22 protein-coding genes are annotated in these 17,316 nt (G+C 68.3%); 6 read left to right on the forward strand and 16 right to left on the reverse strand.

What is annotated here, in order from left to right:
- Positions 1 to 6: 6 nt before the first annotated feature.
- The 4 genes from KIT25_06225 to KIT25_06240 are packed head-to-tail and all read right to left on the reverse strand — an operon-like array spanning position 7 to position 3,114.
- Positions 7 to 777, reverse strand: coding sequence for a glucose 1-dehydrogenase (locus KIT25_06225; protein UYN96525.1), 771 nt, complete (start codon positions 775 to 777; stop codon positions 7 to 9).
- The gene (locus tag KIT25_06230; GenBank protein UYN96526.1) at positions 774 to 1,688 is read right to left on the reverse strand and encodes a DMT family transporter; all 915 of its coding nucleotides are present in this window, start codon (positions 1,686 to 1,688) and stop codon (positions 774 to 776) included. Before KIT25_06230 ends, KIT25_06225 begins: the two co-directional genes overlap by 4 nt.
- A gap of 41 nt (positions 1,689 to 1,729) precedes the next feature.
- On the reverse strand, positions 1,730 to 2,248 hold the full coding sequence (locus KIT25_06235; protein UYN96527.1) for a DsrE family protein: 519 nt from the start codon (positions 2,246 to 2,248) through the stop codon (positions 1,730 to 1,732).
- The gene (locus KIT25_06240; GenBank protein ID UYN96528.1) at positions 2,245 to 3,114 is read right to left on the reverse strand and encodes an LLM class F420-dependent oxidoreductase; all 870 of its coding nucleotides are present in this window, start codon (positions 3,112 to 3,114) and stop codon (positions 2,245 to 2,247) included. Before KIT25_06240 ends, KIT25_06235 begins: the two co-directional genes overlap by 4 nt.
- Positions 3,115 to 3,291: 177 nt before the next feature.
- On the opposite strand from KIT25_06240, the gene KIT25_06245 reads away from it, so the two are divergent.
- A complete protein-coding gene (locus KIT25_06245) occupies positions 3,292 to 3,798 on the forward strand; it encodes a peptidoglycan-binding protein (protein ID UYN96529.1) in 507 nt (168 codons plus the stop codon).
- Positions 3,799 to 3,882: 84 nt separating this feature from the next.
- Positions 3,883 to 4,254: a hypothetical protein gene (locus KIT25_06250; protein ID UYN96530.1), complete on the forward strand. Its 372-nt coding sequence runs from the start codon at positions 3,883 to 3,885 to the stop codon at positions 4,252 to 4,254.
- Between the two features lie 7 nt (positions 4,255 to 4,261).
- Here KIT25_06250 and KIT25_06255 read toward each other — a convergent pair whose 3' ends face one another.
- A complete protein-coding gene (locus KIT25_06255) occupies positions 4,262 to 4,687 on the reverse strand; it encodes a tryptophan-rich sensory protein (GenBank protein ID UYN97847.1) in 426 nt (141 codons plus the stop codon).
- Between the two features lie 56 nt (positions 4,688 to 4,743).
- On the opposite strand from KIT25_06255, the gene KIT25_06260 reads away from it, so the two are divergent.
- Positions 4,744 to 5,043, forward strand: a complete 300-nt coding sequence (locus tag KIT25_06260; protein ID UYN96531.1) for a hypothetical protein — start codon at positions 4,744 to 4,746, stop codon at positions 5,041 to 5,043.
- A 314-nt stretch (positions 5,044 to 5,357) separates the two neighbouring features.
- Here the strand turns inward: KIT25_06260 and KIT25_06265 are convergent, their stop codons facing one another.
- Positions 5,358 to 6,125 (reverse strand): PRC-barrel domain-containing protein, encoded by a 768-nt coding sequence (locus KIT25_06265; GenBank protein UYN96532.1) that lies wholly within the window; start codon positions 6,123 to 6,125, stop codon positions 5,358 to 5,360.
- Positions 6,126 to 6,372: 247 nt separating this feature from the next.
- Here KIT25_06265 and KIT25_06270 point away from each other — a divergent pair, with 247 nt between their 5' ends.
- Entirely contained in the window at positions 6,373 to 7,089 is a 717-nt protein-coding gene (locus KIT25_06270) for a Crp/Fnr family transcriptional regulator (GenBank protein ID UYN96533.1), read from the forward strand.
- Positions 7,090 to 7,223: 134 nt separating this feature from the next.
- On the forward strand, positions 7,224 to 7,574 hold the full coding sequence (locus KIT25_06275) for a hypothetical protein (GenBank protein ID UYN96534.1): 351 nt from the start codon (positions 7,224 to 7,226) through the stop codon (positions 7,572 to 7,574).
- Here the strand turns inward: KIT25_06275 and KIT25_06280 are convergent.
- Together KIT25_06280 and KIT25_06285 are read right to left on the reverse strand one after the other, a co-directional pair.
- Positions 7,537 to 7,836, reverse strand: a complete 300-nt coding sequence (locus tag KIT25_06280; protein UYN96535.1) for a hypothetical protein — start codon at positions 7,834 to 7,836, stop codon at positions 7,537 to 7,539. The two genes, KIT25_06275 and KIT25_06280, sit on opposite strands and share 38 nt — an antisense overlap.
- Before the next feature lie 144 nt (positions 7,837 to 7,980).
- Positions 7,981 to 8,469: a DUF3833 family protein gene (locus KIT25_06285; GenBank protein ID UYN96536.1), complete on the reverse strand. Its 489-nt coding sequence runs from the start codon at positions 8,467 to 8,469 to the stop codon at positions 7,981 to 7,983.
- 86 nt (positions 8,470 to 8,555) lie between these two features.
- Here KIT25_06285 and KIT25_06290 point away from each other — a divergent pair, with 86 nt between their 5' ends.
- Positions 8,556 to 9,221: a hypothetical protein gene (locus KIT25_06290; GenBank protein ID UYN96537.1), complete on the forward strand. Its 666-nt coding sequence runs from the start codon at positions 8,556 to 8,558 to the stop codon at positions 9,219 to 9,221.
- Here the strand turns inward: KIT25_06290 and KIT25_06295 are convergent.
- The 8 genes from KIT25_06295 to KIT25_06330 form a co-directional block, all read right to left on the reverse strand.
- Entirely contained in the window at positions 9,214 to 11,253 is a 2,040-nt protein-coding gene (locus KIT25_06295; GenBank protein UYN96538.1) for a PAS domain-containing protein, read from the reverse strand. The genes KIT25_06290 and KIT25_06295 overlap by 8 nt on opposite strands.
- Complete coding sequence (locus KIT25_06300) at positions 11,253 to 11,636, reverse strand: response regulator (GenBank protein UYN96539.1); 384 nt, start codon at positions 11,634 to 11,636, stop codon at positions 11,253 to 11,255. The genes KIT25_06295 and KIT25_06300 overlap by 1 nt, the downstream gene beginning before the upstream one ends.
- Before the next feature lie 47 nt (positions 11,637 to 11,683).
- A complete protein-coding gene (locus tag KIT25_06305; GenBank protein ID UYN96540.1) occupies positions 11,684 to 11,989 on the reverse strand; it encodes a hypothetical protein in 306 nt (101 codons plus the stop codon).
- A gap of 122 nt (positions 11,990 to 12,111) precedes the next feature.
- Entirely contained in the window at positions 12,112 to 12,555 is a 444-nt protein-coding gene (locus tag KIT25_06310) for a hypothetical protein (protein ID UYN96541.1), read from the reverse strand.
- Between the two features lie 58 nt (positions 12,556 to 12,613).
- Positions 12,614 to 15,166, reverse strand: a complete 2,553-nt coding sequence (locus tag KIT25_06315) for a PAS domain S-box protein (protein UYN96542.1) — start codon at positions 15,164 to 15,166, stop codon at positions 12,614 to 12,616.
- Positions 15,167 to 15,282: 116 nt separating this feature from the next.
- On the reverse strand, positions 15,283 to 15,981 hold the full coding sequence (locus tag KIT25_06320) for a S24 family peptidase (GenBank protein ID UYN96543.1): 699 nt from the start codon (positions 15,979 to 15,981) through the stop codon (positions 15,283 to 15,285).
- 296 nt (positions 15,982 to 16,277) lie between these two features.
- Positions 16,278 to 16,805 carry a hypothetical protein gene (locus KIT25_06325; GenBank protein UYN96544.1) on the reverse strand — a complete coding sequence of 176 codons (528 nt, stop codon included), beginning with the start codon at positions 16,803 to 16,805 and terminating at the stop codon, positions 16,278 to 16,280.
- Positions 16,806 to 16,808: 3 nt separating this feature from the next.
- Positions 16,809 to 17,309: a hypothetical protein gene (locus tag KIT25_06330; GenBank protein UYN96545.1), complete on the reverse strand. Its 501-nt coding sequence runs from the start codon at positions 17,307 to 17,309 to the stop codon at positions 16,809 to 16,811.
- Between the last annotated feature and the right edge of the window lie 7 nt (positions 17,310 to 17,316).

Consider the following 17,316-nt stretch of genomic DNA (forward strand, 5'->3'; position numbering starts at 1 on the left):
TCCTCTTCACATGGCGCTGATGCCGCCGTCGATCACGACTTCCGAGCCGGTCATGAAGCTCGATTCGTCCGAGGCGAGGAAGACCAGCGCCCAGCCGACTTCCTCCGGCCGGCCGAGGCGGCCGATCGGTACCTGTTTCCCGAGTTTCTGCTGCATCACGTCGTTGCCGAAGCGATCGCGGTATTTGTCGAGGATCGGCGTGTCGATGAAGGTCGGGTGCACCGAGTTGCAGCGGATGTTGTAGCCCGACTTGGCGCAATGCAGCGCCACCGACTTGCTCAAGAGCCGCACGCCCGCCTTGGCCGAGTTGTAGGCCGCCATGTTGGCGCCGGCGATGATGCCGGAGATCGACGAGATGTTGATGATGGAACCGCCAAGCCGCCTGGTGTGCTTCTTGATCTCGGCGACTCCGTGCTTGCAGCCGAGGAACACGCCGTCGAGGTCGATGGCATGCACCTTGCGCCACTCCTCGAGCTGGATTTCCTCGACGGTCTTGCTGAGGCCGATGCCGGCCGAGTTCACCAGCACGTGCAGGGCGCCGAACTTCGTGACGGTCTCGTCGATCGCGGCCTTCCAATTGTCCTCGCTGGTGACATCGAGCTTCACGAAGTGGCCGGCACCGCCCAGCTTGTCGGCCACGGCCTTGCCGCGTGGTTCGGCGATGTCGGCGACCATCACCCTGGCGCCTTCCTGCGCCATCAGCATGGCGGCGTTGGCGCCCAGCCCCGACGCGCCGCCGGTGATCAGGGCGACCTTGCCCAGCAGGCGATCCGTCATGTCTTGCGTCCTCCCAGTCTCGCCTCTCGGTGAGCGATGTAGCTCGTAGCGGCCACGATGATCGCTGCGCCGACGAAGGTCCAGATGTCCGAGGTCTTGCCCCAGACGGCGACGTCCATCAAGGCGGCCCAGACGATGGCCAGGAAGGTGATCGGCTGCAGGGCGGAAATGTCGAGCAGCCGGTAGGCCCAGGTGATGAAGAAGTAACCCATGGTGCCGAAGAAACCGGCCGAGACGAACAGGCCGAGCTGCGCCCAGGTCGGAGTCTGCCAGAACCAGATGCCGAGCGGCGTGAAGCAGATGGCGCCGACGATGCTCTGCCAAAGCACGACGACCTCGGGCCTGTCCCGGCCCGCGACGACCTTGGCCACCAGGTTGGAGCCGGCGATCAGCGGCACCGCCGCCAGCATCATCAGCATGCCGGGATTCACGTCGACCATGCCCGGCCGCACGATGACCAGCATGCCGAGGAAGCCGACGGCGACGGCGGCCCAGCGCCTGCCGTGCACCGTTTCGCGCAGGAAGATCACGGCGCCCAGCGTGACGAAGATCGGACCCGTGAAGCCGAGGGCGGCGATGGTGGCGAGCGGCAGCCAGACGACCGCCTCGTACCACAGACCGTAGCCCGTCGTGTGGAAGAGGCCGCGGAAGCAATGCAGCTTCAGGTCCCGCGTGCCCATGCCGGCGAGTCCGGCGCGCCACAGCATGTAGGGTGCGATCAGCGCGATGCCGGCGACCCAGCGGCCCCAGGCGACGAAGAGCGGCGGCATCTCGCTCGCCAATTCCTTCACCGAGCCGTTCAGGAAAGTGAAGAAGACTCCGGAGATGACGGCGAGCACGAAGCCACGGGCGACGCGCGACGGAATCAGCCGGGAGAGGGCATCGGGCGAATCGATGGCGGGCGCGGCCATGGCCGCCCGGCATGCCTACGGGCGGCCGCTGCGTCAAGCGATCACGGCTGCAGTACGACGAATCCCTCCTGCGCCAGTTGCACGATGCGGAAGTTGGCGCCGCTGTTGACCTTCACCCCGGGCAGGAGGTCGACGTTGCCCCAGTGATGGACGTGCGCAGTGAAGCCGCACTCCTCGAAGCGAACGCCGGCCTTCTGCAACTCGGCAATCAGCGGGCGGTAGGGATTGCCGCCACTCGTCCTGCGTTCGCGGTCGTAGGCCGCGTCGTTCAGCAGCATGTAGCCCGCGGGTCCATGAAAGATGGCGATCATCTGCCAGCGGGCCTTGCTGGCGGTGAACTCCGCCACCATGCGCTTCATGTAGCCGAGTCCCGTCGGAGTGGCGCCCTCGTAGACCAAATGGTCCATGTTGAGGAGAACCTTGGCCTGTTCGAGGTCGACGGGAATGTCGATGTGCAGCGTCGGTGGTGCGATGGAAGGAGGCTGTGCCGAAGAAGGCGTCGCGCACAGCAACAGGGCGAGGACGGTGCAAAGGAAGCGGACCATGGTCTTCGGCTTCACGCAGCCATCTTCACCAGGCCATCGATGTCCGTCAGGCGCTTGTCGACCTGCTCGGGCTTCTGGCCACCGAGATTGACGATGACCCGGTGCACGCCGATGTCGGCATAGCCCTTCATGGCGTCCATCGCCATCGACATCGGCGGCGTGACGACGATCTGGTAGTCCGCCGGCCGCTTCTTGCCGGCCTTGGCGAAGGCCGCATCGAGCTTGGCCAGCATGCCCTTGGTGCGCTCGGGGTCGAGGTTGAAGCCGTACCAGCCGGCACCGAATTGCACGGCGCGCCGGAAGGCGGCGTCGGCGTAACCGCCGACCACGATCGGAATGTGGGGCTTCTGGATCGGCTTGGGATCGAGGCGCATCGTCTCGAACTGCACCCACTTGCCCTTGAAGTCGACGACGGGCTCGGTCCACAGGCGGCGCATGACCTCGAGGAATTCGTCGCAGCGCGCCCCGCGATCCTCCCACTTGTAGCCACAGGCCTCGACCTCTTCCTTGTTCCAGCCGACGCCAATGCCGAAATCGAGCCGGCCGTCGGAGAGCCAATCCAGCGTGCACATCTCCTTGGCGGTGTAGATCGGGTTGCGCTGCGGCACGAGGGCGACGCCGGTGCCGAAGCGCAGCGTCTTGGTGGCCGAGGCGAGGAACCCGAAGGTCGCCGTGACGTCGAGCATGCCGCCGCCTGGCGGTACGGGGATGCGGCCGTCCTTGGAGCCGGGATAGCCGTAGGTGTTCCTGTCGAACAACGCCACGTGTTCGCCCATCCAGATGGACTCGAGGCCCATGTTCTCGGCGCGCCGGCCGAAATCGGCAATCATCTTCGGCGTCGCCAGCGGCGACATGAACGTGGCGAAAACTCCGATCTTCATGGCAATCCTCCCTCCATCGAGACGGGCGCGATCCTAGCGGGAGGCCGGCACCTTGCCCATGCTGACGGTGGGGCGACCGTGGCGTCCAAGTCGCATCTTGGTCACGACGGGAGTCGGGGCGACCGTGCCATAGTCGACGTGTAGGGGACGCCTCGGGCGTGAAGGGACACAACCAGCATGCGTTCAATCAGGCGTCCGGTCGGCCGCATCGTCGTCATGCTCGCGACATTCGTGGGCGGCGCCGCGGCGGCTGCGAGCGCCATCCACGTCTTCCAATTCCAGCCGACGCAGGGGATGTCGCCGCCGGCCGCGACATACTCCTCGGCGGAGCTGTCGCCGGTGATCATCTACACCTCGCTCCCGCCGCACTTCCTGCGAAAGCCGGACGGAATCGAGGAGCCGCTCCCGGATCCGCCGACCACTATCGAGCCGCCGCCGGAGGCGCTGACGGCTCTGGCGGCGCCCGAGCTCGACTCGTTCGAGATCCTGGAAATCCAGGTGCGGTTGCTCGAGCTGGCCTTCGATCCCGGTCCCCTCGACGGCGTGGCGGGGCCCCGCACGCAGGCCGCCATCAGGCGATACGAAGGCGCTCGCGGTGAGGTGGGCGAAGGCCGCGTCACGCGCGTCCTGCTCGACAGGCTGCGCCGCGACACCGGCTCGGTCGACACGGCCGTCAGTCCCTAGAGAAATCCGATTTCGGTTTGCCAGCGTACGGTTCGGTCTGTCGCGCGTCTCGCTTCGCGCTAGAGTGGGGCGAGGGGAGAATAGATGCCGCTGCAATGGTCCGTCTCGCACCCGCTGCGCCTGGTGATCGCCGTCGCCAAGGGCGAGGTCGTGGCCCAGGAGATGCTCGATCTGCTCGCCGCCATCGACCGCGACGGCGCACAGGGCTATCGCAAGCTCTTCGACGTGACCGGGCTGGCGACGGAGTTCGCGGACGACCGGGTGCTGATGCTCGCCGACATCGTCAAGGCGCGCGGTGGACCGGCCGGCCCGATCGCCGTCGTTGCGCAGGGCGATCGGGTCCATCGGCAAGCCGGGTTGTTCATCTCGAGCATCGGACCGGCACGGCACGTCAGGGCGTTTCGGGAGCAACACGAGGCGCGTGCCTGGCTCGACCGGCTGAAGCAGATGCACTGATCCGGCCTCAGGAATTGCGGGCGAACAGGGCAGTCGTGAGGATCGTGGCGAACCCCACCCAAACGGCGTAGGGAACGAAGAGCAGCGCCGAGATCCGGTCTCGTGCCGCCGTCCAGGCGATGAAGCCGAGAATGGTGGCCAGCAGCACGACGATGGTTGCGAGCGCGAGGTCGATCCGGTGGGCGCCGAAGAAGAGGGGCGTCCACGCGAAGTTGAGCGCGAGCTGTCCCCACCACAACGCCATGCCGGCGCGGTCACGGCCACGGCGCCACGTCCGCCATCCGGCGACGGCGATGGCGGCATAGAGCGCCGTCCAGACGGGTGCGAATACCCAGTCCGGTGGATTGAACGGCGGTTTGGCCAGCGCGCGATACCAGTCGTCGGGGCGGGTGAGGGCACCGATCGCGAGGCCACCGCCGACCACGAGGAGCATGAACAACGACAGGGCAATGTGCTTGCGCATCGCCCCGTTGTACGGTAGCGGCGCGCATGCGGTTCAGATTCCTCGCGGCTGGTACCGTGGCCACCTTAGTCCTGTTCTCCGCCGCCGCCTGCGAGCACGCCCGGGTTCCCGCCAGGGCCGATCTCGAGTATTGCGGGACGCTGGTCGATCTCTATGTGCGCTACGTCGGCCCCTGGGATCTGGGGCCGCGCCAGTTGGCGCAGCGCACCGACATCGAAGGGCAGCTTGCCGTCGAGCAGTGCCGGGCCGGCGACGCTGTAACGTCGATTCCGGTGCTGGAGCGCAAGCTGCTCGACCAAGGCTTCACCCTGCCGCCGCGCCCCTGACGGCGCCGGAATCGGTTGCTGCAGATCAAGGCGCCGCCGGTCGCGCCAGACCAAATTCCGGTTATGCGTAGATTCATCTTCCGTTGCCCGGTCACGACGGCAAGCCTCCAAGGCGTCAGTTCAAGTGCCCCCGAACCCACGCCCTACTACATCGCCCAGCCGTGCGTGGCATGCGGCGGGCTGCACCTGGTAAATCCAGACACTGGCAGGCTGCTGTCCGAGGAACGCCCGAAACCGGCCGCGCAGCCAGCGTCGCAGTGAGAGGAGGGCGCGCTGTCGCGGCGCGCCCTCCGCCTGGGGCGGCTTTCCGCCCCCTACCGGCTCTGCGCCTGCTCGCGACGCTCATACTTGTAGTCCGGCATCGCCTTCAGCGAGTCCTTCGTCCAGTCGGTGGACAGCGTCACGTCGTTGCCGTCCCGGCCGAGCTGGATTTCATTCCATTTGACGGCGACGTTCTTGGCACCGACCCCCAGGAAGCCGCCCACCGAGACGACGACCGTATCGATCCTGCCGGACTTGTCGAGATAGACGTCCTCGACGTCGCCGACCTTGTCGCCGGCCTTGTTCTTGACGTCGGCGCCGATCAACGCCGCCGCGGAGACGGACCCCTGGGCGTTGAAGTCGCCCGTCGAGACCTTGGCGCGATCGGTTGCATCGGCACGATACGGCCCCTTGTCGGTGAAGACGCTGCCGCGCATCGACGCGTCCCGATACTTGTACTCGGGCATGCCCTTGAGTTGGTCCTTGGACATGTCGACGGACACCTTGCGGCCGCCGTCCTCGATGCGAAGGTCGTTCCACGCCAGGCGCACCTCGCGCTCGCCGAGGCCGAGGAAGCCCCCGACGCCGACCATCACCGAGTCGACCTTGCCGTCCGGCCCGATGAACACCGACTTGATCTCGCCGATCGTCTCGTTCTGTGCGTTCTGGATGTTTCGACCGATCAGCTTGCCGGCGTCGGCGGCGCCGACGGCAGATGCAGTCGCCCCGGCCTGCGGCGGCGCGGTCGTCTGCCCGGTCTGGGCGTAGACGGCGATGGAGCCGCAGGTCATGGCGGCGGCGATGGCCAGATGTTTGAGCATGTCAGACCCCTTCTTGCTTGATGGTTGAGGAGCCCTGACAACGACACCGCCGGGCCGCGAGTTGCCGGAGCGTGGCAACGTTGTGGCCAGGCAACGGCCGCGGGCGCCTCTCGTTGTCGATGTCCGCCGCAGTGTTCGGTAGAGAACCGACCGGTCCTCCATCCGAGCCCTAGATTGCGCGCCTTGGCCCAGCGCCCGAGGCTCGCCGGACGTCGACTGCGGCAGGAAGATCACAGGGAAAGCCGCGGTGAACGACAGCACGACGATCAGACCCTCCAACGCATTCCTCGCGGCGTTGCCGGCGCGTGACTTCGCCGAGCTGCGGCCGCATCTGCGGCTGGTCGAGATCGGACAGGGTGACGTGCTGTGTGAGAACGGCGCGCCGATCGGACACGTGCTGTTCGTCGAGAGCGGCATGATCTCGCTCGTCACGACCATGCGGGACGGCCGTGCCGTCGAGAACGCGACGCTCGGGAAGGAAGCCGTGTTCGGCGCCCTGTCGGCACTTGGTGCGCATCGCGCGAACGTGCGGGCGGTCATGCAGATCGCCGGTTGCGTATGGCGTGTGCGGGTCGAGGATTTCCGCGAGGTCTTCGAGCGAAGCGCCGCCGTGCGCCGCCTCGTCCTGCTCGCATCGGAACTGTCGATCGCCCAGATGCAGCAGACCGCGGCCTGCAATGCCCTGCATCAGGCGCCGCAAAGGCTGTGCCGCTGGATTCTTCAGGTGCACGATCGCATCGACGGCCGGCACGTCGAGCTCACGCACGAGTTCCTGGCGCAGATGCTGGCGCTGCGTCGGCCGACCGTCAGCCTGATCCTCCAGGAACTGCAGGGCGCCGGCCTGGTCCGCTACGGCCGCGGCCGCATCACGGTCCTCGACCGCGACGGCCTCGAGTCGCGGGCTTGCGAATGTGCGCAGGTGCTGCGCGACAAATTGCGCCGCACGCTGGCGGCCATGCGGTAGCCGGGGGACGGGCAAGTCGAGTGACGGGGGAGCAACCGACGCCCTCTTCCGGGCGTTGATCGGCTCATACCGGACGATTTGGAGTAGAGCTTGGGGCATCGCCCTTGCCGCGGGAGGAGGTTATGACAGTCGTCGTGGAGGCGCTGCCGACCCCGGCAGGGCCGCGGTGCGTCGAAGTCAAGAAGAGGGGCATCCAGCGGGCGCTGGCCGAACTGATCGCGACATACGGCCCGGACGACCATCAGCTCAGCCCTTGGGAAAGACATTGCCTGGGTGCGGCGTTGATCTTCCTGCGATTTGGCTACTTCGACCAGGCGGCCGACCGGATCGCACGCGTACTCGATCCGCCGGTCCCGCTGCCCCCGTTTCCATCGCCACCCGCGCTGACGATCGACGATGTGCGTCGGCAGATCGACGATGGGCGGTGCCGCGTCGCGCGGCCGCCGTTCAGAGAGAGCGGCGGGAGGGTGCCGGATCGATCGTAGGCGGGCCGGGGACGATCATCGGTTCGGGATCGCGGAGCGAGCGCTGCCGAAAGGGGGAGCCCAGGCGAAAAGAAGGTGCATCGGGCCGGCAATCGAGCGCCTGCTCGGTGCCGGAATTTGCGGCCGGTTGGGGACGGTTTTGCGAATCGGCAAAGACGTCGAACGGATGCGCTGGCGGCGGTCGCGTGGCGGCGCGCTGAATCACCGCCGACAAGGTCGCGGTGAAAAGCAGGCCGAAAGCCAGCATCAGGACGCCGGTCACGAAATGTCGCATTTGTCGATAAAGCGAGGCCCCAAACCCCGTGCGGCACTCTCATACACTTTTCCGGCTGACCTTACGAGCGGACTACAACCCGTCGATTTATGTCCTGGCGAGACAGCTCCAATATTTGCATTATTATTGCAATTAATCTGTTGGCCGTCCCAGGCTGCGCACCGTCATATGGAGACGGCCAATCTTCATACCCCACTTCCCGACCTCGGTGTCGTTGCGGACCGTGCCGTCGGCAGCCAGTCCAAGCGCGTCGAAGAAGGTGACCGTCCAGCCGCCAATGCGCAGCTTGTATTCGAGCCGGACGATATTGCCGTCCATCCAGCCGCGTGCCTCGCCCACCATGTCGTCGCGCGTGCCCACGAAAGAACCCTCTCCGGTCCGGCGCAGACGCCAGGTCTTGCGATCCCGCTCTCCATCGACGAAAGCGAACTCCTCGACAAGTGTCAGCGTCCTGCCGTCCCAACTCCCCTCCATGGTCACTTCGAAGGCGCGGCGGGCGCCGGTCCAGGCGTTGGTGAAATGACCTCGGCCGATCGTCCGGCCTTGAAAGAAAGTCTCAAGGACGAGCGGCGGTGCATCGGCCGGGACGGGAGGGGGTGGCGGCGCGGCGAAAAGCGTCATGCCGTCTTCTACGCTGCAACGGCGCATCGGATCACGCGCCGTCGCGCGAGCGGTGATCCGTCGTCGCCGCCGCACGTAGAACCGACATGTCCGCACCGACGAGATTCCTCATCATCGTCGCGGCCGCGCTGGTCATCGGCTGCCCTGCAGGGGCGGCGGCGCCCGACGCCACGGCCGACGGCACCACCCTGCGCTTTGCGGCCTTCCGCAATGGCAGCGAGATCGGCAGTCACGTCGTGAATTTCGAGCGCGAAGGCGGCCGATTGAAAGCCACGACCTCGATCGATCTGCGCGTGAGCCTGCTCGGCTTCACGCTCTATCGCTATGTCCATCGCGCCGAGGAGGTGTGGACACCGGAAGGTCTGCTGTCGCTCGTCACGACAACCGACGACAACGGGTCGCGTCACGAGGTACGAGCCGCGCGGGTCGACGGCGCTCTCCAGGTCTGGCACGCGAACGCCGGCACGTCGCCGATCTCGCTTCCCGCAACGCTGGTCCCCACCACCCACTGGAACATCCGCCAGGTCGGGCAGACCGCCCTCCTGAACTCGCAGCTCGGCACGTTGGCCCGGGTGCATGTCGAGAGTCTGGGCGAAGAAGCCATCCCGGGTCCGCTCGGCCCGATCGAGGCCACGCGCTACCGCTACAGCGGCGACATCGACAAGGAACAATGGTTCGATCGTGCCGGCCGTTGGGTCAGGACCCGCTTCGTCGCCTCCGACGGGTCGGTGATCGAATACCGTCTCAGGTAGCAGCCGGCATCGACGACACACGGAACTGCAGCCGGCAACGCAAGCCGTCTCGTGCGAAGTCGAGGTCGATGGTTCCGTCGATCTGGCGCGCCGTGGCCGTCAGGAGGCGCGTGCCGAAGCCGCGACCCGCGGGAGGCGCGATGGCGGGACCGCCGCGCTCCTGCCAGGTGAGGTCGACCGCCGACGCCTTGTCGAGGCGATCCACCGTCCAGTCGATGCGCAGGGTTCCCGCCGCGGTGGAGAGCGCACCATGCTTGGCGGCGTTGGTCGCCAGCTCGTGGAAGGTGAGCGCGAGCGCGATCGTGGCGTTGCTCGGGATGTCGACGGATGGGCCGATGGCCTCGATCCTGCCGGCCCGGTCGGCGAACGGCTTCAGCACCGCCGTCAGGATGCCGTCGAGCGAGGCACCGAGCCACGCCCCCTCGGTGAGAAGATCGTGGGCGCGCGCCAGGGCGGCGATGCGATCGCCGAAGGCGGCGGCAAAGGCCTTGGGCTCCGGCTTGCTGGCGAGCGTCTGCTGGGCCAGGGCCTGCACGATGGCGAGGGTATTCTTGACGCGGTGATTGAGCTCGTCGAACAGCAGGCGTTGCCGCAACTCCGCTTCCTTGAGCTCGCTGACGTCGACCAGCACGCCGATCACGCGGACGGCCTGTCCCGACGGATCGCGTTCGACCTGCCCGCGATCCATCACCCATCGCACCTCGCCGTCGGGGCGGCGGATGCGGTAGGTGAGCTGATAGCGGCTCTCGGCCTGCAGTATCTGCCGCTTGCGCCGGCGGACCTCGTCGCGGTCGTCGGGATGCACGAAATCCAGCGCCGATTCGAAGTCGCGATCCTGGGACGGGTCGGCGCCGAGGATGCGGCGGATCTGGGGTGACCGCACGACCCGATCGTTGGCGACGTCGTATCGATGGGCACCGAACTGGGCGGCCTCCGCGGCAGTGCCCAGCACCTCCTCGCTTTGCCGCAGCGCTGCCGCCCGTCGCTCGAGCTCGCCGGCGGCTTCGCGCAGCGCGCGATTGACCTCGTTGACCTCGAGCACCGGCGTGTCGCTCAACTCGACGGGCTCGCCGCGTCCGAGCCGCGCCGCGGCGCGCGCGGTCGCGGCGAGCGGCCGGGCGAAGCGATGCCCGAACATCAGGGCGGCGAGCGCGGTCAGGATGACGACCGACGCCGCCGATGCCGCCCATACGGTGAGCGAGCGGTAGATTCGCCGGTCGACGATTTCGGCGGGCAAGGTGACACGGACGGACCAGCCGGCCAGGCCCGTCCGATCGACGATCGCGAGCACCTTCCGGCCATCGAGGTCCTCGGTCTCGACGACCTGTCTGCGAGGCTGGCTGCGCCAGTCCTGCGGCACCGTTGCCCCGGCCGCATCGGGACGTGCATGCGATCGGGCGACGATGGTGCCGTTCTGGTCCCAGACCGTCGCCATCCAGCCCGGCTCGAGCTTCTGGTCTTCGAGCAGGCGCAGCACTTCGGTCGGCAGCAGGCCGAGGCTGAGGACATAGGTCAACCGGCCCTCGTGCAGGATCGGGATGGAAATGTTGTAGACCGGCTCCTTCACCACCTGGCTCACGAAAATGCCGGACACCACCGGGCCGAGCGTCCGGCGCATGGTGTCGATCGTCGCCATGTCGATGGTGCGCTGGGGTTCGGCGCCGAACGGCACGTAGGTGTTGACGAGGACGCGGCCGTCGGCGTCGCGCAGAATGATGTAGTGGTTCGGTACGCTCGCCTTGGCTTGCGCATAGAAGGCCGCCCAGTCCCCGAGGGCGAGCGGCAGCGACGTCGACAGGGCCTGCAGCAGGGTCACCCGCCGTTCGATGTCGCGATCGATCGCCGCCGCGATCCGCTCTCCTTCGTGAACGATCGTGCGTTCCAGACGCTGGCGCTCCTGGGTTGCCCAGCGTTCGAGCAGCACGCCGAGCAGCGCCAGCAGCGGCACGGCGACGATCGCCGACAGGAACATCAGGTGTCGCGTTGCTGGCCACGAGCGCGCGCCGCGCCGCTGAATCGGGGGACGCGGCATCAGGGCGCGAGCCGCGCCAGCGCCCGGCCGAGCGCCTCTTCGAGGTCGCCGGCGGTAAAGGGCTTGGCGATCGAGGGGCGGTCGCGGAAGCGCTCCGGCAGGGTCGCCTGGCCGTAGCCCGTGGCGAACACGAACGGCACGCCGCGTCGTTCCAGCGCATCGGCGACCGGAAAGACCCGTTGGCCGCCGACATTCACGTCGAGCAGGGCGACATCGAGGCCGACGTCGCGCGCCGGCACGAGGGCCGTTTCGACACGCGACGCGCTGGTGACCTCGCAGCCCAACGCGGCCAGCATGTCCTCGATGGCGAGCATGATGAGGGCTTCGTCCTCGACGACGAGAACGCGTACGCCGCTAAGAGCCACTTCGGAGGTCTCCCCCAACCGGGTCGATAACGGCGAACGGCGGCGGAAGTTCCGATGGCGGCCGTCTATCTTTGGCGATTTTCCGCCTTGAGCTGCTCGATGCGCTGGCGCAGGCGCTCGACCCTGTAGCGACGCGGATTGCGCTCGAGTTGGGTGGCCCGCCAGGTCGAACGCTCGGCGCTCGGCACGACGCAGTCGGCGAGCGCCTGCTGCGCCCGGCCGTAGACGCCCGATTCCATGTAGGACAGGGCGTGCACCAGATGGCTTTCCTCCCAGCTGTCGGGTTCGCGCTGCAGGGCCTCGAGTTGGTCGAGAATCGATTCGAAGGCCTTGTGAACTTCCGCCTTCTCCTCGGGCGTGTATCTGGCCATGGGCGAACGCTCCCCGTTGCACGACGGCTCCCCCGGCCGGCGACGTTACCGACGCGGGGCCCCGGACTCAAGGTAGCCACGTCGGCCATCCGGGACCGGTGTCATGTTTGTGTCCGCCGTCGTCAGGCCGCATGCGCCAGCGTGGTCGCACAGTCGGCAACGGGCCAGTCGACGATGGCCCGCAGCGCATGATAGCGCGCCGCGCTTCGCTCGATGAGCGTGTCGAGCCTGTCCAGTTCGCGGCGTCGCGCGGCCGCCCACGCCACCGAACTGTCGGTGTCGACCGCCTCGAGGGCCGCCATGACGGCGGCGCGCTTGCCGTTCAGGTTGAGCACGGTCGCTGCGGCGGCTTCATGCGGCAGCCGCGAAGCCTCGTCGATTGGCGTGCCCCATGTCGGGGTGGAGCCCGTCTCGGGATGGCCTTGTCGCCAATCGTGGGCCGCCCAGCGCAGTTCCGCCTCGCAAAGGGCAAGCAACCAGGCCCGCGAACCGGGCGGAAGATCGAGGCCCACGGCGCGCCTGAGATGATCGCGGCCGGCCGGCCGGCGGAAACCAGGGTCGTTCACGCCGCCGTTGTACTAAAATGTATTATTTTGTCAATTCAATTTATACAAGCTGTGGATTTCAGCGATCGGCCGCGGCCGGGAGAAGCACCGTGAAGGCGGCGCCGCCCTCGGGACGGTTGGCGCCGGCGATGGTGCCGCCCATCTCCTCGACGAGACGGCGGCAGATGCGCAGGCCGAGGCCGGTGCCCTTGCCGCTCGTCTTGGTCGTGACGAAGCTGGTGAACAGGCGCGGCAGGACCTGGTCGGGGATGCCCGGACCGTCGTCGGTGAGCACGATGCGTACGAATCGCCGGTCGTCCCGCGTCTCGAGACCGGCCGACAGGAAGAGGGCGTGACCGCCGGCATCGCAGGCATTGTTGATGAGATTGACCAGCACCTGCTCGAGCCGCGCGGGATGGCCGCGCACCCGCGCCAGGCCGGGCGGCAGTTCGAGACCGACCCTGGTGTTGACGCGGCGCAGGCGACCCGCCGTGAGGTCGACGGCGGCTCGGATCGATGTCGCGACATCGAACACGACCATGCCTTCGCCGCTCGTGCCGCGGGCGTAGAGCCGCAGATCCTCGATGATGCGGTTGGCGCGCTCGACCTGGTTGTCGATGCGGGTCAGCTTCTGGGCGACGTAGTCCGGGTCCTGCAGCTCGTCGAGGGCCGCGCCGCAGGCGAGCGCGATGACCTGCAGCGGCTGGCGCAGCTCGTGCGCCACCGTCGCCGCCATCTCGCCGAGCGTCGCCAGGCGGTCGGCGTCGAACAGCGCCTGTTCGGCGTCGCGACGCTCGGTGTCGTCGATGGCGACGAACACGATCTGCTGCATGCGCCGCTGCTCGTCGAGGACCGGCGTCGCCGTGATGTTGATGACCCGCCGGCGCCCGCCCGGATGGGTGTACGACTTGCTGTAGCGCAGCGGCTGGGCCTGCTCCTCGCCGAGTGGGCCGGCACACCAGCGTTCGTAGGTCTCGCGGTCGAACGAGAAATCCATCAGCTCGGCCAGCGGCCGGCCGATCCATTCTTCGGCCACCCGCCCGCGGGCCCGCCAGAATTCCTTGTTGGCCATCTCGACCTTGAGGTCGCGGTCGACCATCAGGATCAGCACGCCGCTCGAATCGACGATGGAGCGCAGCCGTTCGCGCTCCTGGGCGAGGCGCTGGGTCAGCTCGAGCTCGCGGCTGACGTCGCGCATGATGCCGATCAGCACCGCGCCGTCGCTCTCGCGCCGCGCCGGCCGGCGGTAGCGCACCTCGACCTGGCGCACCTCGCCCTGCACGGAGCGAATGCGCAGGGTCCGCTCGATGGTCTCGGTACCGGCGTTGCGATAGAAGAGGCGGCCCTCCTCCTTCGACGCCTCGCGGTCCTCGTCCGGGACGAAGTCGAAGTAGCTGCGCCCCAGCAGCAATGAAGGCGGCACGCCGAGCAGGGTGGCGGCGGCCGGGCTGGCATAGAGAAAGCGGCCCTGGACATCGAGCGCATAGACCATGTCCGACAGCGATTCGACCAGCAGCCGGTAGCGCTCGCGCGCCGCCTCGAGCAGCTGCTCCTGCTCCTTGGCGCGCGTCACCTCGACCCGCAGCCCCACCTTCTTGCCGCTCGGCGTCGTTCGTCCCGACCATTCGAACCATCGTCCGTCGGCGAAGCGATGGGCGTAGGGTGTGTCGTTGCGGAAGCGCGCCACCCAGGCCGGAACGTCGGCCGGCGACACGTTCATCGCCGACGCCTCGGGCGCCTCGGTGGCGGCGCGCACGATCTGCTCGTAGGTCCAGCCGCGCACCTCGGGCCGGTTGAGCATCGGCGTGACCTCGCCGGCCAGCGCGTTGGCCAGCATCAGGCGCTCGTCCCTGTCGTAGACGACGACCCCGCCGGGCAGGCCGTCCACCACCTCCTGGAGCAGGTCGCGCGATTCGCGGGCGGCGGCGGCGGCGGCGGCGGCTTCCTCGGCCTTGTGCGTCTGGCGGATCGAGGCGCGCCCGAACAGCGCCAGCAGGGCGAGCGCCACGGCGGTGAAGCCGGTCGTCGAGGCGGCGAGCACGATCATCGCGTTGTCGTAGTCGCGCACCAGGCGATCCTCGAGGAGGTTGGCACGCTCGAAGGCGAGCTCGCGCCAGCCGACGACGGCGTTGTGCAGCACCATCAGCTCGCGCAGGACGACCGGATCGAACGATGCGCGCGGCGGATCGTAGGCGGCGACGGCGGCCTCGACCCTCGACCCCAGGTCGCTGCCGGCGGCACAGGCGCGATCGAGCGCGACGATGCCGGGCACGCTCTGGTCGATCGTCGGGCAGATCCCGGGCAGCGCCTCGCGCAGATCCCGCCATGTCGCGGCCACCCGGGCGCGCGGCGCCGGCTCGAGGGCGGCACGCAGCAGGCGGTAGGTGGCGCGCTCCAGGACGATGACCCGGGCCTCCTGGACGCGGTCGCGCTCGACGTCGGCCAGGTGCTGCGACGTCACGAGGGTGTGGACTCCCGCGGCGATGCAAACGAGCCCGAGCAGGGCGGCGGCGGCGGCGAGCGCACGCTGCCTCCGGCTGATGCCGGCGAGCCACGTCCGGCCGAGCCAACGCAGGGGCGGCTTCCCCTCCCGTTTGGAAGCGGACGCTGGCGAGATCGCCAGGTTGGACAAGGTCTGTTCCCCTTGGGCGCCGAGACGTCGGGCGCCTTCAGTCCAAGTGTACGACAGACCGCCGGGCGGGGAAATCACCTGTCCCGCATAGCCGGCGCGCCCGAGGCGCGGGCGGGTCAGCCGACCCGTTTCTCGGTGATCATCAGCGCCTTGGCCCAGCGCTTCTTGGGCAGGTCGAAGTCCTTGGGCGGATTGAACTGCCGGACCCGCCAATGGTCGGCCGTCGCGCGGATCAGCCGCTTCACCAGGGCGAGCTGGGTGCCTTCCTCGTTCTCGTGGATGAAGACGCAGTCGCGCCCCGGCTGGACCGGCATGCCGGGATGGATCACCACCTGGTCGCCGTGCTCGACGGCCGGGCTCATGCTGGTGCCGATGACGTAGAAGGCGAAGGGGTTGCGCACGCCGAGCATGCGCTCGGAGCGGCGGATGTAGTCGATCGGCTCGGAGGTCAGCACCATGGCGCCCTCCGTGCCGGCCTCGGCGCTCGCCCACACCGGAATGTCGGGCCGGACGTCGCGCATCGGCTCGTGGAACAGGCGGGTCGAGCCGACGGCGGCCGCCGCCTCGTCGCCGCCGCTGCCGGGATAGCCCGCCAGGGAGTCGAGCTCGGCGGCGGTCACCGCCGGCATGCCACGGCCCACGACATGGGGCTTGATGCGCTCGATCAGGTCGCGCGGCAGGAAGGTCTTCTTGTACTGGTCCTCGTAGTACTGGTAGCGGCTGGGCTCCCAGCCGATGCAGCGGGCGAGCTCGCGCAGGCCGATGGCCCGCGCGCGAACGGTCTTGAGGCGTCGTGCATTGTCCGAAGGTGCCATGGTTTCCTGCTTTCCCTGCCAAATTCGTACACCATTGTAAAAAATCAGGCAACGGGGGCCTGTGTACGAATCCGCGCAGTGTTCCCGCGATGGTCACAGGACTCCGCTGCTCGCCGCCCTGTAGCCTCGCACCGACGAATCATACGCAGCGGCCGTTCCTCTTGCCCCCCGCAAGAACGGCCCCAAGGCTGGCTGTAGCCAGCGCGAGCCTTGGCGGGCGTCCGTGCATTCCTTCTCTCCGGGAGCGGACGCCCGCGCTGCGACCAATGCCGGCTCCGGACGAGACATTCCCCCGCCTACTCCAGCAAGTGCCTGAAGCGGTCCCACTTCGTGGCGAGGCTCGAGGCGCCGCCGAGCAGCGAGGAGCCGATGCCGTAGGGCAGGCCGGCGAGCGCGTTGGCGGCCTGCACGCGATGGGCGCTCGCCGAGGACAGGGCGTCGTCCGCCTGCAGGCGATGGCGCCAGGCGTTCCAGTCGGTGTTGCTGCGGATGGTCCGCGCATCGAAGGCGCCAGCGCGCGCCGTGTCGCCCAGGATGTCCAGCGCCGTGCCCGAGTTGACGTCGCCGCCCTGGGCGGCGAGCCGGGCGCGCTGGGAGCCCATCAGCGAGGCGGTCTCGAGGCGCGAGCGGTCGAGCTCGACCGCGCCCCGTTGCTCGACCAGCCGGGCGTTGCGCTCGGCGATCTCCTGCTGGCGGCGCGCGACCTCGGCCCTGTAGTTGGCCTCGGCCGCCCGGGCGTTGGCCTGTTGCGACTGGCTGGCGATGCCGAGGCCGGTGCCGATCAAGGTGCTGGCGATCGAGATGACGGGAACCGCGGCGCCCATTGTTCAACCCTCCTTCATGCAACGATGGAACAGAGCGCCGTTCAGGCGGATCGGCGCCTCGATGGCGAAGCCGAGCCAACCCATCCAGCGCAGCGCGCGGCGATAGTCGGCATGGACGAAATTGACGAGCGGCGCCGCCTCTTCGAGCATGCGCGCCACCTGCCGGCGGCTCTCGCGCAGGAAGGTCTTGCGATGGCGCTCGCAGGCCGGCCCGGTCAGCAGCCACGGCACGCCGTAGCCGCCGACCAGGCTGCTGCGGCCGAGCCCGACGATGGCCGCCGGCGCGCCATCGACCAGGTAGGTCTCGGCCCACACCGCCCGCTCGATCGAGGCACGCAGCGCCTGCTCCTTGCCGAGCCCGAGCGCCGCGATCTCGGCGGCATCGCCGTCGCGCAGCGTGATCGCCCGCGCGTGATCGAGGGTGGCGGGGACGATGCGAATGTGCCGGCACGAAGAGGAAAGGTCCCTCGCTTCGCTCGGGATGACATCATTGGCGTGGCGCAATCTCGTG

The organism is Enhydrobacter sp. (assembly GCA_025808875.1).
GTDB lineage: Bacteria > Pseudomonadota > Alphaproteobacteria > Reyranellales > Reyranellaceae > Reyranella.

Coding starts and splice junctions, on each gene's coding strand:
- KIT25_06225 (UYN96525.1), bottom strand. CDS start 777: ATGACGGATCGCCTGCTGGGCAAGGTCGCCCTGATCACCGGCGGCGCG.
- KIT25_06230 (UYN96526.1), bottom strand. CDS start 1,688: ATGGCCGCGCCCGCCATCGATTCGCCCGATGCCCTCTCCCGGCTGATT.
- KIT25_06240 (UYN96528.1), bottom strand. CDS start 3,114: ATGAAGATCGGAGTTTTCGCCACGTTCATGTCGCCGCTGGCGACGCCG.
- KIT25_06245 (UYN96529.1), top strand. CDS start 3,292: ATGCGTTCAATCAGGCGTCCGGTCGGCCGCATCGTCGTCATGCTCGCG.
- KIT25_06250 (UYN96530.1), top strand. CDS start 3,883: ATGCCGCTGCAATGGTCCGTCTCGCACCCGCTGCGCCTGGTGATCGCC.
- KIT25_06255 (UYN97847.1), bottom strand. CDS start 4,687: ATGCTCCTCGTGGTCGGCGGTGGCCTCGCGATCGGTGCCCTCACCCGC.
- KIT25_06260 (UYN96531.1), top strand. CDS start 4,744: ATGCGGTTCAGATTCCTCGCGGCTGGTACCGTGGCCACCTTAGTCCTG.
- KIT25_06265 (UYN96532.1), bottom strand. CDS start 6,125: ATGCTCAAACATCTGGCCATCGCCGCCGCCATGACCTGCGGCTCCATC.
- KIT25_06285 (UYN96536.1), bottom strand. CDS start 8,469: ATGACGCTTTTCGCCGCGCCGCCACCCCCTCCCGTCCCGGCCGATGCA.
- KIT25_06290 (UYN96537.1), top strand. CDS start 8,556: ATGTCCGCACCGACGAGATTCCTCATCATCGTCGCGGCCGCGCTGGTC.
- KIT25_06295 (UYN96538.1), bottom strand. CDS start 11,253: ATGCCGCGTCCCCCGATTCAGCGGCGCGGCGCGCGCTCGTGGCCAGCA.
- KIT25_06305 (UYN96540.1), bottom strand. CDS start 11,989: ATGGCCAGATACACGCCCGAGGAGAAGGCGGAAGTTCACAAGGCCTTC.
- KIT25_06320 (UYN96543.1), bottom strand. CDS start 15,981: ATGGCACCTTCGGACAATGCACGACGCCTCAAGACCGTTCGCGCGCGG.
- KIT25_06325 (UYN96544.1), bottom strand. CDS start 16,805: ATGGGCGCCGCGGTTCCCGTCATCTCGATCGCCAGCACCTTGATCGGC.